The following is a 14,120-nucleotide window of genomic DNA, read 5'->3' as shown; positions in this document are numbered from 1 at the left end:
TGCTCGGTCCTGCGGGAGCGCTCAGTCCTCGCTCGGCGCCGCCGGCAGCTTGGCCTGGATGAGGTCCATGACCGTCGAGTCCGTCAGCGTGGTCACGTCACCGAGCTGGCGGTTCTCCGCGACGTCCCGCAGCAGGCGGCGCATGATCTTGCCGGAGCGGGTCTTCGGCAGCTCGGCCACGGGCAGGATCCGCTTGGGCTTGGCGATCGGGCCGAGGGTGGTCCCGACGTGGTTGCGCAGGTCGTTGACGAGGGTCTCCGTCTCCGCCGCCGTACCGCGCAGGATGACGAAGGCGACGATCGCCTGGCCGGTCGTCTCGTCCGCCGCGCCGACGACGGCCGCCTCGGCGACCGACGGGTGGGAGACGAGCGCCGACTCCACCTCGGTGGTGGAGATGTTGTGTCCGGAGACGAGCATCACGTCGTCGACCCGGCCCAGCAGCCAGATGTCGCCGTCGTCGTCCTTCTTTGCGCCGTCACCGGCGAAGTACTTGCCCTCGAACCGCGACCAGTACGTCTCGATGAACCGCTGGTCGTCGCCCCAGATGGTGCGCAGCATCGACGGCCACGGCTCGGTCAGGACCAGGTAGCCGCCACCGCCGTTGGCCACCTCGTTCGCCTCGTCGTCGACGACGGTCGCGCAGATGCCGGGCAGTGGCGTCTGCGCGGAACCGGGCTTGGTCTCGGTGACACCCGGCAGCGGCGAGATCATCATCGCGCCGGTCTCGGTCTGCCACCAGGTGTCGACGATGGGCGTCCGGTCCCCGCCGATGTGCTTGCGGTACCAGATCCAGGCCTCGGGGTTGATCGGCTCGCCGACGGAGCCCAGGACGCGCAGGCTGCCGAGGTCGAACTTGGCGGGGATGTCGTCGCCCCACTTCATGAACGTACGGATCGCGGTGGGCGCGGTGTACAGGATGGTCACCCCGTACTTCTGCACGATCTCCCAGAACCGGCCCTGGTGCGGGGTGTCGGGCGTGCCCTCGTACATGACCTGGGTCGCGCCGTTCGCCAGCGGCCCGTACACGATGTACGAGTGCCCGGTGACCCAGCCGACGTCCGCGGTGCACCAGTACACGTCGGTCTCCGGCTTCAGGTCGAAGACGGCGTGGTGGGTGTACGCGGCCTGGGTGAGGTAGCCGCCGGAGGTGTGCAGGATGCCCTTCGGCTTCCCCGTCGTACCGGACGTGTAGAGGATGAACAGCGGGTGCTCGGCCTCGAACGCCTCCGGGGTGTGCTCGGCGCTCTGCCGCGCGACGATCTCGTGCCACCACACGTCCCGGCCCTCGGTGAAGGCGACCTCCTGGCCGGTACGGCGGACGACGAGCACGTGCTCGACGTTGTCCACGCGCGCGACCGCGTCGTCGACGGCCGGCTTGAGCGCGGCCGGCTTGCCGCGCCGGTAGCCGCCGTCGGCCGTGATGACGACCTTGGCGTCGGCGTCCTGGATGCGGGTCGCCAGCGCGTCCGCCGAGAAGCCGCCGAAGACGACGGAGTGCGCGGCGCCGATACGGGCGCACGCCAGCATCGCGATCGCAGCCTCGGGGATCATCGGCAGGTAGACGGCGACCCGGTCGCCCTTGCGGACCCCCAGCTCCAGCAGGGCACCCGCGGCCTTGGAGACCTCGTCCTTGAGCTCGGCGTAGGTGATGGCGCGGCTGTCGCCGGGCTCGCCCTCGAAGTGGATCGCTACCCGGTCGCCGTGCCCGGCCTCCACATGCCGGTCCACGCAGTTGTACGCGACGTTGAGTTCGCCGTCCTTGAACCACTTGGCGAACGGCGGGTTCGACCAGTCCAGCGTCTCCGTCGGCTCCTTGGCCCAGGTCAGCCGGCGTGCCTGCTCGGCCCAGAAGCCGAGCCGGTCAGCCCTGGCCTGTTCGTACGCCTCCGCCGTGACGTTGGCGTGGGCGGCCAGGTCGGCGGGGGGTGCGAACCTGCGCTCCTCACGAAGCAGGTTGGCCAGGCTCTCGTTGCTCACGACATCTCCCTCTCGAAGGGTGTCCGTTGTGTCCCAGACCACAGCTCATCAGACCCGGGGGGCCGGTGACAAGGGCCGACGGACAATTGGTTTAGACCTGTCGGGGCTGTGTTTCGCCCCCCTTCCGCCGACCGGGGTCATCCGTACCCACGGACGCCGACCGGGCGGAGTTCAGACCCTGTAACGCCTTTCACATCCCGGCCCACACACAGGTGAAGCGCCACCTAGGGGAAGGGGCCCGCATGGACCGCGTGTAAGCGGTGCGAGGCGACCCCGTCGCGGTGGCTGAGATCTTCCCAACGGTCCTGGACTCCGCCCACACCTGTCGCCCGGGGTCGGGCACGAGACGGCCTGGCTGTACGGCATCGCCCACAGCGTTATCTGCCGGGGGTGCCGCAGGACGGCCTGTGGGGGTCGTCCGGCCGCCGGGTTTCTGATGGCGAAGTCGACCGGGTTCCGGGGAGAGGAACCGCCCGAATCCGCTTCGTCCCGGTCGTTCGAGCCGGGGCTTCGCCCGAGTGCCTGCCCGAGCACCTTCGCAGGGCCACCCTCCGTCCCGGCGACTCCCTCGGCATCGAGAACTGGGATGGGACATGTCCGGCCGATGCGGTCGGCGACGTCGCGGCCCCCAGCGTGCCGGGGCGCTCTGGACCGCCGGTACCGGAGGGCATCTACGCGATCAAGGGCGAGCCGCACCCTGTGTGCCGGTGGAGCGGTGGCCGCAGTCCGCACCGGTGACGGTGCCGGTGTGCGCCCCCGCCCCGACGGGGCCCGCACACCGGCACCGGGTTCATGCCGACACGTCCACCACCCCTACGTGGTCGAACAACCCCCCGTCGCCCCCGCCCGCCTCAGCGAGCAGATACGCCTGTGCCTCGCCCACGTGGAAGTACATCCCGTGCAGCTCCAGCGCCCCGGCCCGCAGCGCCCGGGCCACCGACTCATGGGCGCGCAGGTGGTCCAGCTGCTGGACCACATTGGTCAGGCAGAGCTGCTCCACCGCGTCGGCGGGCGCCCGCCCGGCCAGCCGCGTCCAGGGGCGGCTGCCGTCGGCCATCCGCTCCAGGCTCGGCAGCCCGTGCCGCAGCCACCGCTTCAATGGGGTCTGCGCGCCGCCGGGTTCGGAGCTGAGCAGCGCCTGCATGGCCCCGCACCCGGAGTGCCCGCACACCGTGATGGACCGCACCTGTAGCACGTCCACCGCGTACTCGATGGCGGCGGCGACCGAGTCGTCCCCGCTCTCCTCCCCGGGCGGCGGCACCAGATTGCCCACGTTGCGCACCACGAACAGGTCGCCGGGACCACTGGAGGTGATCATCGACGTGACCAGCCGTGAGTCGGCGCAGGTCAGGAAGAGCTGCGACGGCCGTTGCCCCTCCCGGGCCAGCCGCGCCAGTTCACCCCGCACCAGCGGCGCGGTGTGGCGCTGGAACGCGCTGATGCCACGGACGAGCTGGTCTCCACTCGACTCGACGCCGACGGCCCTGCCCGATCCGGTGCCCCTGTCCGAGCCAGTGCCCCTGTCCGAGCCGGCCGGGCCGTCGGATCTGGCAGAGGTACCGGACTGGGTGGAGGCGTCGGATCTGGCGGAGGTACCGGTCTGGGTGGAGGCGTCGGATCTGGCAGAGGTACCGGACTGGGTGGAGGCGTCGGATCTGGCGGAGGTACCGGACTGGGTGGAGGCGTCGGATCTGGCGGAGGTACCGAACTGGGTGGAGGCGTCGGATTCGGCGGAAGTGCCAGACCGGGCGGAGGTGCCGGACCGCGCGGACCTGTCGGTTGTCGCGGACCCGGCGGGAGACCCGCCGGGCTTTCCGCCCGGCTCCCGTCCGCTAGGCGGCTCCCTACCCGGTTCCCCACCCGGTTCCCCGAGCGGCGATCCCTCCTCCAGGTGCCCGTCGGCGCGATGGTCGGCGCGGTCGCCGGAGGAGGGTGAGTGCGAGGGCGTGGACCGCGGGCCCTCGCACTGGTGGTTGCGCCAGGGTGTCCACGGGCGGCAGCGGCAGCCGGCGAGGGGGGCGCCCGCGACCGGGGTGGGGTCGGGAGTCTCGACGGCGGTGAGCTCGGCAATCGAGCCCCCCGGTCCGGAGCGACGGCCGGTCAGCTCTACGGAGCCGCCCTGCGCGGTGTGCGTCTTCTGCCAGTCCTGCAGGGTCTCGTACGCCGCGTGGTCCATGAAGGAGCCGTCCAACTCGACGACGACATGGGCGCCTTGGGGTACGTGATGCAGGGCGCGGCTGAGCCGTGGCACCGCGAGGAACGTCAACTGTCCTCGTACGTGTACGTGACGGACTCCTTCCTTCTCGTCGTGCGTGATCCGGGTGCGGGCGAGGCGGTGCAGGGAGACGGCGACGGCCACGGCGATCCCCAGCGCCACGCCCTGCAGGACGCCGAGGAACACCACGCCGAGGGTGGTGACGGCGTACACCAGCACCTCTCGGTGGCGGGTCACCGTGCGAATGTGGTGCAGGGACACCATCTGGATGCCGACGGCCATCACCAGGGCGGCGAGCGAGGCGAGCGGGATGAACTCCAGGATCGGGACCATCAGCAGCGCGGCGACTACTACGAAAACGCCGTGCAGCATCGTGGAGTTCCGGCTGACGGCACCGGCGTGCACATTCGCCGAACTGCGCACGGCCACGCCCGCGACGGGCAGTCCGCCGAGCGCGCCGGAGACGATGTTGGCGGAGCCCTGCCCGAGCAGTTCGCGGTCCAGGTCGGAGCGCCCGACACGGGCGGGCAGGCCGGGACGGGAGGCGATCAGCTTGTCCACGGCGACCGCGCCCAGCAGCGACTGCACGCTGCACACCAGGGTGATGGTGAGTACGGCCGCGATGAGACCGAGCACCGGCCCTTCGGGGAGTCCGACCAGGGCGTGACTGCTCCAGGACGGCAGCTCGACCCTGGGCTGGGTCAGGCCGGCGAGCGCGGCGGTCGCGGTGGCCCCGGCTACGGCGACGAGTGCCGCGGGCACCGTGCGCAGCAGGCGGCCCATCCGGCCGGGCAAGCGTGGCCAGAGCAGCAGCAGGGCCAGCGTCAGCGCGCTCACGGTGACGGCGGCGGGGTGCAGATTCGCCAACTGGGCGGGCAGGGCCCGGAGGTTGTCGAGGACGGAGCTCTGCGGGCTGCCGCCGAGGACGATGTGCAGCTGGGCGACGGCGATGGTGACGCCGATGCCGGCGAGCATGCCGTGCACGATGGCCGGGCTGACGGCGAGCGCGCTGCGCGCCACGCGCAGGCACCCGAGGCCGAGTTGGGCGAGTCCGGCGAGGACGGTGATGGCGCACGTCGTCCGCCAGCCGTAGCGGTGGATGAGGTCGGCGGTGACGACGGTCAGGCCGGCGGCGGGGCCGCTCACCTGGAGTGGCGCACCGCCGACCCATCCGGCGACGATCCCCCCGACGGCGGCGGCGACGAGGCCGGCCTGCAGGGGCGCGCCGGTGGCGAGGGCGATGCCGAGGGACAGGGGCAGGGCGATCAGGAAGACCGCGATCGAGGCGGACACGTCGGCGCCGGCGATCCGGAGGCGGCGGCGCCGGGCCGGTGGGGGGCTGTGCGGCGGATGGACGCGTTGGATGCGCGTCGAGTCGGACGTGCGGGTGGGGACGCAGGCTGACATGTTTCCCGTCTCCTCCGGGGCAGCGCGGTCGCGGAACAAGTGGTCCCCCGTCGATGGCGGGGGCGGTCGCGGCCGTGGGTCACGGCGTGCAGTGGCGGGATGAAAAATCAACGCTCGGTAAACAGATCGTAATGCAGAGTAAAGGCCAAGCATGGATATTGCGGGCAAATGGGTCAATAGATCACCCGCAGGGAGGAAGTGAGCATTTGATCGGCTTGTCGTACTAATTCCTTCTCGGCCCCGTGCGACCTTGGCGGCGCTGTCGGCTCGTCCCGGCACGCCACCGAGAACGCCCTTGCCGGCGTTGGCCCGAGAGAAGGAAGAAGGTGGGCGGAAGATGGCCGCCACCCAGAGGATCGCCGCGGGCGCCGTGGTCGCCGCGGCCGTCGCCGCATCGCTCGCCGGTTGTGCGACGGGAACCGGTGGGCCCGACCGTTCCCGGGAAGGGGCGCCCGGTCCGCAGAAGGGGAAGCCGGCCCCGGCCCCGAGGAGCGCGGTCCGCCTGATCGGCGACGGCTCCACCGCCTTCACCGGCGCCCAGCCCCACCTGCCCAGACCCGAACGCCTGCGGCCGGGCCAGAAGCCGCCGCAGTTCGTCGTCTTCTCCTGGGATGGCGCCGGCGAGGACAGCCAGCGGCTCTTCTCCCACTTCCGGGAGGTGGCCAAGGCCAACAACGCCACGATGACGTACTTCCTCAGCGGCGTGTACCTGCTGCCGGAGGAGAAGCGCGACCTCTACAAGCCGCCACAGCACTCGCCGGGCCGCTCCGACATCGGCTTCAACGACCCACAGGGCATCGCCGACACCGTGAAACAACTGCGCCTGGCGTGGCTTGAGGGCAACGAGATCGGCACGCACTTCAACGGCCACTTCTGCGGCAAGGGCGGCGGCGTCGGCGAGTGGTCGGTGGAGGAGTGGAAGGACGAGATCGCCCAGGCCAAGCAGTTCGTGAGGACCTGGAAGACCAACACCGGCATGAAGGACGCGGCCCCGCTGCCCTTCGACTACGACAAGGAACTCATCGGCGCCCGTACCCCCTGCCTCGAAGGCCGGGAGAACTTCATGAAGGCGGCACGGGAACTCGGCTTCCGCTACGACACCAGCGGCGTCAACAACCAGGTCTGGCCCGGCAGGAAGGAGGGCCTGTGGGACCTGTCGATGCAGCTCGTGCCCTTCCCGGGCCACTCCTACGAGCAGCTCACCATGGACTACAACTTCATGGTCAACCAGTCCGGCACCACCACCCAGGGCAACCCCGCCAAGCACCGGTACTGGGGTGACCAGATGCGGGACGGCCTGCTCAGGGGCTTCCAGCGGGCCTACGACGGCAATCGCGCGCCACTGATCATCGGCAACCACTTCGAGTCCTGGAACGGCGGCACGTACATGCGCGCCGTCGAGGAGGTCGTGGAGAGGGTCTGCACCAAGGAGGAGGTGCGCTGCGTCTCCTTCCGGCAGCTGGCCGACTGGCTGGACGCCCAGGACCCGAAGACGCTGGACAAGCTGCGCACCCTCGGCGTCGGCGAGGCCCCGAAGCAGGGCTGGGCGTCCTTCCTGTCCGGCCGCCCCGCCCCGGCCCCGAGGGGCGTGCCGGGGGCACCGGCGGCCAAGCAGTAACCGTCGGGCGGAGCTGCCGCACCGGCATCACACGGAGGCGGTGACGCTCTCACCGAGGACGAAGCCGGGGTCGATCTGCGCGGCCAGGTCGGCCCCAGTCCGCTCGTTGCCCCACGCCTGGGCGTTTCTGCGATGGAAGTGCACCATCTGGCGCGTGTACCGCTCCCAGTCGCGCCGCTCGTACGCCGAGTCGACGGCCGTCCGCAGCCGGTCCAGGGCGTGGCGGTTGGAGTCCTCCAAGGCGTCGAACCGGGGCGGCCGGCCCTTCTCCATGGCGCGCACCCAGTCCGAGTGCCCGACCGTCACGAGCAGGTCGTCGCCGACCTCGGCGCGGAGGAAGTCGAGGTCGTCCTGACCCTGCACCTTGTTGCCGACGACTCTCAGCTCGACGCCGAAGTCGCGGGCGTACTCCTTGTACTGGCGGTAGACGGAGACCCCCTTCCGGGTCGGCTCGGCGACGAGGAACGTGATGTCGAAGCGGGTGAACATGCCAGAGGCGAAGGAGTCCGAGCCGGCCGTCATGTCGACCACGACGTACTCGTCACGGCCGTCCACCAGGTGGTTCAGGCACAGCTCCACCGCTCCCGTCTTGGAGTGGTAGCAGGCGACCCCCAGGTCGGCGTCCGTGAAGGGGCCCGTGACCATCAAACGGACCGCGCCGCCGTCGAGTTCCACGGCGCGGGCGCAGGCGTCGTACACGGCGTTGTCCTCGCGCACCCGCAGCAGCCGGGAGCCCTCGCCGGGCGGGGTCGTCTTGATCATCATCTCGGCGGAGGCGATGCGGGGATTGGAGCCGCGCAGATAGTCCTTGATCAGCGGCAGCCGGTCGCCCATCGCCGGCAGTGCGGCGGCCTCCGCCTCGTCGAGGCCGAGCGCGGGTCCCAGATGCTGGTTGATGTCCGCGTCGATCGCGATCACGGGTGCGCTGTCAGCTGCGAGGTGCCGGATGAACAGGGAGGACAGGGTGGTCTTGCCGCTGCCACCCTTCCCGACGAAAGCAATTTTCATGTTCACCAAGCGTAGTTCCGTGACAGCTGTACGTGGCAGGGGTGCGTGAAGAAGACCACTCCTACGAGGGGTGAGCCGTGCCGTTGCGTAGTGTCGTACTCATGAGTACGACAGGCGCTACCGCCGATCCGCTCGCGGCCCTCGGCGCACTGCCCGGTGTGGCCGAGTCCGTGGAGACCGTGCGCAAGGCCGTGGACCGGGTCTACGGGCACCGCATCATGCGACGCCGCAGCACCGCGATCACCTCGGAGGCGGCCCTTCGCGGCGCCCGTGGCTCGGCTGCGCTGTCCGGCGCGGACTGGGCCCTGGAGGAGGTGCGCCGCCGCAGTGACTTCCGCGTCGACGACGAGGCGCGCGTCGTCGGGGCGGCGCTGCGGCTGACCGCCGAGGCGGGTCAGCTGCTGTCCATCTGGCGCCAGTCGCCCCTGCGGGTGCTGGCGCGGCTGCACCTGGTGGCCGCGGCGAGCAAGAGTGACGAGGTCGGGCGCCCGCGGCAGGCCGGTGAACCGGTCGACGAGCCGCTGGTCGAGCTGCCACTGCCCGGCGCGGACGAGGTCTCCGGCCGACTGGAGGGGCTGGCCGGACTGATCGTGGCGGGCAGCTCCGCTCCCGCCCTGGTGACGGCCGCCGTCGTCCATGGCGAACTGCTGGCGCTGCGCCCCTTCGCCTCCCACAACGGCCTGGTCGCGCGTGCGGCCGAGCGCATCGTCCTGATCGGCAGCGGCCTCGACCCGAAGTCGGTCTGCCCGGCCGAGGTGGGCCACGCCGAACTGGGCCGGGCCGCCTACCTGGCCGCCCTGGAGGGCTACGTCTCCGGGACTCCAGAAGGCATGGCGGCCTGGATCGCCCACTGCGGCCGGGCGGTCGAGCTGGGTGCCCGCGAGTCGACGGCGGTGTGCGAGGCGCTGCAACGCGGGGCGGCGTAACGGGAAAAGGCCCCCGGAAGGGGGCCTGAACAAAGGTGCGGCGGTACGAGTCCTCGTACCGCCGCTGGCATGCTCACCGAGTTACCAGGCGTCCTCGAATGTCGCCCATCAGGTCGGGAACTTTGCCCGTCACCTGGTGTGGCTGGCCCGTAATCGACGGGTCGACGTCGCGTGGGTGCCCGATGTTCATGCTGCGGTCCGTGGGGCCAATTGCGTTATTAAGGTGATCCTTTCGGATGTCCTTGGTCTCGCGGGCCGTTGAGTCCTTTGTACTCCAGGACCCCGGCAAGCGGAAGTGCCGCCACCAGTTCTTTACTTTTACTCGCAAACGGGCGTTAATCGGATGCTCTGGTGGGGGTCTTGTGGGCCCGGCTCAGGCGCTCGCCGCCGCCCTGCGCCGGCTCGCGTACCAGACGAGGCCGGCCGTGGCGGCCGCCGCTCCTATGGCGGCCGCGGCGACCAGTGCCGGCCGGGGCGGGACGGAGAACGACGGGATGCGCTGCTTCAGCCGCACCGGCCGGTGGAAGTCGAGAATCGGCCACCCGCGCGCGACGGCCTCGCGGCGCAGGGCGCGGTCCGGGTTCACGGCATGCGGATGGCCCACGGCCTCCAGCATCGGCAGGTCGGTCGCCGAGTCGCTGTAGGCGTAGCAGCGCGAGAGGTCGTACCCCTCGGACGCCGCCAGTTCCTTGATCGCCTCCGCCTTGGTCGGGCCGTACGCGTAGTACTCCACCTCGCCGGTGAAGCAGCCGTCCTCGCCCACGACCATGCGGGTGGCGACCACGCGGTCCGCGCCGAGCAGTTCGCCGATCGGCTCGACCACCTCGGCGCCGGACGTCGACACGATGACGACGTCGCGGCCGGCGGTGTGGTGCTCCTCGATCAGGGAGGCCGCCTCGTCGTAGATGAGCGGGTCGATCAGGTCGTGCAGGGTCTCGGCGACGATCGCCTTCACCTGCTGGACGTTCCAGCCGCGCACGAGTGCGGACAGGTACTCGCGAGTCCGCTCCATCTGGTCGTGGTCCATACCGCCCACGAGGAAGACGAACTGGGCATACGCGGTGCGCAAGGCCGCCCTGCGGTTGATCAGCCCGCCTTGGTAGAAGGACTTGCTGAAGGTGAGCGTGCTCGACTTCGCAATGACCGTCTTGTCCAGGTCAAAGAAGGCCGCTGTGCGGGGCAAGGAGTGGTTTTCCACAACCCAGAGCATAGGGGCAGCCCATTCGGCGTAAGGTGGGCGCGTGGGTTTGCCTGAGAGGGCTCTCGGGTACACCATGGAAGTCACGGATCGTTCGCGACCGTGCTAACCCGGTCCGGCTCCTCCCCCCCCGAGTCGGCCGTGGAGACGACCCCCGCTCTCCCCCCCGGCGGGGGTCGTCGCATGTCCGGATGGGTTTTCCCCTTCTGCAGGCGTCTGCGGTGCCGTGTCGAGGCGATCGCGGGCGCCTCTTTCGCATGCCCACACCTCGTCACCGTCCGTAGTCATCGGACTGCTCTGCGGAAGTCGCACAGGGAGCGGTGTGGCGGTCACCTGTATGGGTGACAGCGATATCCACAACCACCCACTCGTCCACAGTTATCCACCAAGATCCACACGATTTCCGGGTTCGTTGCACCGTGATTCCCACGCGTCCGCTCGCGCCGAGTTCATGGCCGGTTCCGTTTGCCGGACGCGGAGGCCGGTATCCGCCGGCCGTTCATATGGAGCCCGGCCACCGGGTCTTCACACACAGGGGATTCGCGGGGCCGCAGAGAGGTGCGCGCCACGCGGCGAAGGGGGATGGAAGCCGTGACCGGAGCCGTCACACACGACCCGCCGCCCGCCGCCGGAGGACGGCAGGGCAGGCCGCTGATCGTCACCGAGGACGCCGAGCTCCTCGACGACCTGCTGCGGCTGTGCGCCGCGGCGGGCGCCACACCGGAGGTGCACCCCTCGGTGCCGGAGCACCGGGGCGGCTGGGAGACCGCACCGCTCGTCCTGGTCGGCGACGACGCCGCGCGCCGCGTGCGCGGGGCCGCCCGCAGACGCGGAGTGGTCCTCGTCGGACGCGACCAGGACGACTCCGGAGTGTGGCGCAGGGCTGTCGAGATCGGCGCCGACCACGTCCTGGTGCTGCCCGATGGCGAACAGTGGCTGGTCGACCGCATCGCCGACGTCGCCGAGGGCGTCGGCCGGCCCGCTCTGACCGTCGGTGTCGTCGGCGGGCGGGGCGGGGCCGGAGCGTCCACGCTCGCGTGCGCGCTCGCCGTCACCTCCGCGCGTGAGGGACTCCGCACCCTCCTCGTGGACGCCGATCCGCTGGGTGGCGGACTCGACGTACTCCTCGGTGGCGAGACCGCGGCAGGACTGCGCTGGCCCGCGTTCGCCGCCTCGCGCGGGCGGGTCGGCGGCGGCGCGCTGGAGGAATCGCTGCCCGAGCTGCACCAGCTGCGGGTGCTCAGCTGGGACCGTGGCGACTGCGTCGCCATCCCGCCCCAGGCCGTGCGCGCGGTGCTCGCCGCGGCCCGCCGCCGGGGCGGCACGGTCGTCGTCGACCTGCCGCGCCGCATCGACGACGGTGTCGCCGAGGCCCTCGCCCAGATCGACGTCGGGCTCCTCGTGGTCCCCGCCGAACTGCGCGCCGTCGCGGCGGCCGGACGGGTCGCCTCCGCCGTCGGCATGGTCCTGCGCGACCTGCGGGTGGTGGTACGCGGGCCGCACGCGCCCGGACTCGACGACCGCGAGGTCGCCCGGCTGCTCGGACTGCCACTGGTCGGTGAGGTACCCGTCGAGTCGGGCCTGCTGTGCCCGGACGGCGGCAAGGCACCACCCGGCGCGGCCCCGCGCGGGCCCCTCGCCCGGTTCTGCAAGGAGTTCTGGGAGCGGGCGCTGGTCGAGGCGGGTGGCGCATGAGCACGGTCCCCGGACTCGAAAGGCTGAGGGGCACGGGCGCACTGCTCGACGGCGTACGGCAGTGGCTCGCCGAGAGCGGCGCCGAGCCGACTCCCGCGCGCGTGGCCCAGGCGCTGCGGGAGCAGGGGCGGGTCCTCGGAGACGCGGAAGTCCTCGGTGCGGCGGAGCACCTGCGGTCCGAACTGGTCGGCAGTGGGCCCCTGGAGCCACTGCTCGCCGACCCTTCGGTGACCGACGTCCTGGTGTCCGCCCCGGACCGGGTCTGGGTCGACCGCGGCGGCGGCCTCGAGCTGACCACCGTCTCCTTCCCGGACGCGGCAGCCGTACGACGCCTCGCGCAGCGCCTGGCCGCGGTCGCCGGACGGCGTCTGGACGACGCCCGGCCGTGGGCCGACGCGCGGCTGCCCGACGGGACCCGGCTGCACGCGGTGCTGCCCCCGGTCGCCGTCGGCTGCACCTGCCTGTCGCTGCGGGTGGTACGGCCGCGGGCGTTCACCCTCGACGAACTGGTGGCCGCGGGCACGGTGCCGCCGGGCGGCGACCAGGTGCTGCGGGACCTGCTGCGGGCCCGCCTGTCCTTCCTGGTCAGTGGCGGCACCGGCAGCGGTAAGACGACCCTGCTCAGCGCCTTGCTGGGGCTGGTGGGACCGGGGGAGCGGATCGTGCTCGCGGAGGACTCCGCGGAACTGCGGCCCGATCACCCGCACGTCGTCCGGCTGGAGACCAGACCCGCCAACCAGGAGGGAGCGGGGCTCGTCACGCTCGAGGACCTGGTGCGGCAGGCGCTGCGGATGCGGCCGGACCGCCTGGTCGTGGGTGAGGTGCGCGGACCCGAGGTCGTCCACCTGCTGGCCGCCCTGAACACGGGACACGAAGGCGGTTGCGGGACGGTCCACGCCAACGCCGCCGCGGACGTGCCCGCCCGCCTCGAGGCGCTCGGCACGGCGGCCGGGCTCGACCGTGCGGCGCTGCACAGCCAGTTGGCGGCCGCGCTGTCGGTGGTGCTGCACCTGGCGCGTGACCGGGACGGGCGGCGGCGGATCTCCGAGGTGCACGTGCTGGAGCGGGACCCGTCCGGGCTGGTGCGGACGGTGCCGGCGCTGCGGTGGCGGGCGGAGGCGTTCCGCCGCGAGCGCGGGTGGGAGCGGCTGCGGGAACTGCTGCGAAGTGAGAGGAGCGGAACGGGAGATGAGCGTGATGCCTGAGGTGCCGATGGCGACGGCCGCGGTCTGCGCCGGGGCGGCGATCTGGCTGCTCGGCGGGCCGTACTCCGGAGCCCGGCGGGCGCAGTTGCTGCTGGCGGGAGGTGGGGTGGTCGGCAGTGGACCTCCGTCGTGGCGGGACCTGGCCTGCGAGCTGCGGAAGGTCCGTGGGCGGTGGCGGCCCGAGTGGTGGGCGCCGGTCGTTGGAGTGGCCCTGGCGGTGCTGGGTGCCTCGGTGCTGCCGGCCGTCGCGGGGGCGGCCGGAGTGCCCCTGCTGCGCCGGGTGCGGCGGACGCGGGAGGTACGGCGGGCCGGACAGCGCCGGGGTGACGCCGTGATCGCGCTGTGCGCGGCGCTCGCCGGGGAGGTGCGCGCGGGACGGCAGCCCGGCGAGGCGTTGCAACGGGCCGCCCGTGACTCCGGAGGGCTGGGCCCGGCGCAGGCCGCCGTGCTGGCGGCGGCGCGGTTCGGCGGGGACGTACCCGGTGCGCTCGCGGCAGCGGCACGGCAACCCGGGGCTGACGGCCTGCTGGGGCTCGCCGCGTGCTGGCGGGTGGCCGTGGACCAGGGCGCGGGTCTCGCCGCCGGACTCGACCGCCTGGAAGGGGCGTTGCGAGCCGAGCGTGACCAGCGAGCCGACCTGTCCGCGCAGTTGGCGGGGGCGCGCTCGACGGCGGTGATGCTCGCCGGGCTGCCGGTCCTCGGCCTGGCTCTGGGCACCGCGTTGGGCGCCGACCCGTTGCGTGTCCTGCTGCACACCGGCGCGGGATGGGGGTGCCTGCTGGTCGGCGGGGTGCTGGAGGGGGTCGGGATGTGGTGGGCGATGCGGATTGTGCGGGGCGCGGAGGAGGTGTGAGGCGGGAGCGGGCGGCGG

Annotated in this window: 9 protein-coding genes; 5 read left to right on the top strand and 4 right to left on the bottom strand. The window is 71.9% G+C overall.

The genetic code is table 11. From position 1 onward, the window contains the following. Positions 1-21 precede the first annotated feature (21 nt). The gene (acs, locus tag ACF1A1_RS35070) at positions 22-1,977 is read right to left on the bottom strand and encodes an acetate--CoA ligase (protein WP_392005547.1); all 1,956 of its coding nucleotides are present in this window, start codon (positions 1,975-1,977) and stop codon (positions 22-24) included. Between the two features lie 790 nt (positions 1,978-2,767). Next, positions 2,768-5,599 (bottom strand): SulP family inorganic anion transporter, encoded by a 2,832-nt coding sequence (locus tag ACF1A1_RS35065; RefSeq protein WP_392005545.1) that lies wholly within the window; start codon positions 5,597-5,599, stop codon positions 2,768-2,770. A 337-nt stretch (positions 5,600-5,936) separates the two neighbouring features. Between ACF1A1_RS35065 and ACF1A1_RS35060 the strand changes: the two genes are divergently transcribed. Beyond that, positions 5,937-7,217 (top strand): hypothetical protein, encoded by a 1,281-nt coding sequence (locus ACF1A1_RS35060; protein WP_392005543.1) that lies wholly within the window; start codon positions 5,937-5,939, stop codon positions 7,215-7,217. A 27-nt stretch (positions 7,218-7,244) separates the two neighbouring features. On the opposite strand, the gene ACF1A1_RS35055 is transcribed toward ACF1A1_RS35060, so the two are convergent. Then, positions 7,245-8,225, bottom strand: coding sequence for an ATP-binding protein (locus ACF1A1_RS35055; protein ID WP_392005541.1), 981 nt, complete (start codon positions 8,223-8,225; stop codon positions 7,245-7,247). 101 nt (positions 8,226-8,326) lie between these two features. Here ACF1A1_RS35055 and ACF1A1_RS35050 point away from each other — a divergent pair, with 101 nt between their 5' ends. Further along, positions 8,327-9,151 (top strand): oxidoreductase, encoded by an 825-nt coding sequence (locus ACF1A1_RS35050; protein WP_392005539.1) that lies wholly within the window; start codon positions 8,327-8,329, stop codon positions 9,149-9,151. 373 nt (positions 9,152-9,524) lie between these two features. On the opposite strand, the gene ACF1A1_RS35045 is transcribed toward ACF1A1_RS35050, so the two are convergent. Continuing rightward, on the bottom strand, positions 9,525-10,361 hold the full coding sequence (locus ACF1A1_RS35045; protein WP_392005538.1) for an HAD family hydrolase: 837 nt from the start codon (positions 10,359-10,361) through the stop codon (positions 9,525-9,527). Between the two features lie 570 nt (positions 10,362-10,931). Here ACF1A1_RS35045 and ssd point away from each other — a divergent pair. Genes ssd through ACF1A1_RS35030 form a run of 3 tightly spaced genes read left to right on the top strand, consistent with a single transcriptional unit; the run spans position 10,932 to position 14,102 of the window. Continuing rightward, positions 10,932-12,044, top strand: a complete 1,113-nt coding sequence (gene ssd / locus ACF1A1_RS35040) for a septum site-determining protein Ssd (protein WP_392005536.1) — start codon at positions 10,932-10,934, stop codon at positions 12,042-12,044. Continuing rightward, positions 12,041-13,249, top strand: coding sequence for a TadA family conjugal transfer-associated ATPase (locus ACF1A1_RS35035; protein WP_392005534.1), 1,209 nt, complete (start codon positions 12,041-12,043; stop codon positions 13,247-13,249). Before ssd ends, ACF1A1_RS35035 begins: the two co-directional genes overlap by 4 nt. Next, entirely contained in the window at positions 13,233-14,102 is an 870-nt protein-coding gene (locus ACF1A1_RS35030; protein ID WP_392005532.1) for a type II secretion system F family protein, read from the top strand. Before ACF1A1_RS35035 ends, ACF1A1_RS35030 begins: the two co-directional genes overlap by 17 nt. Positions 14,103-14,120 lie beyond the last annotated feature (18 nt).

This window comes from Streptomyces sp. NPDC014995 (assembly GCF_043080745.1).
Lineage (GTDB): Bacteria > Actinomycetota > Actinomycetes > Streptomycetales > Streptomycetaceae > Streptomyces.
Note: the sequence above shows the minus strand (reverse complement) of the source record. Positions and strands in the feature narration are given on the sequence as shown.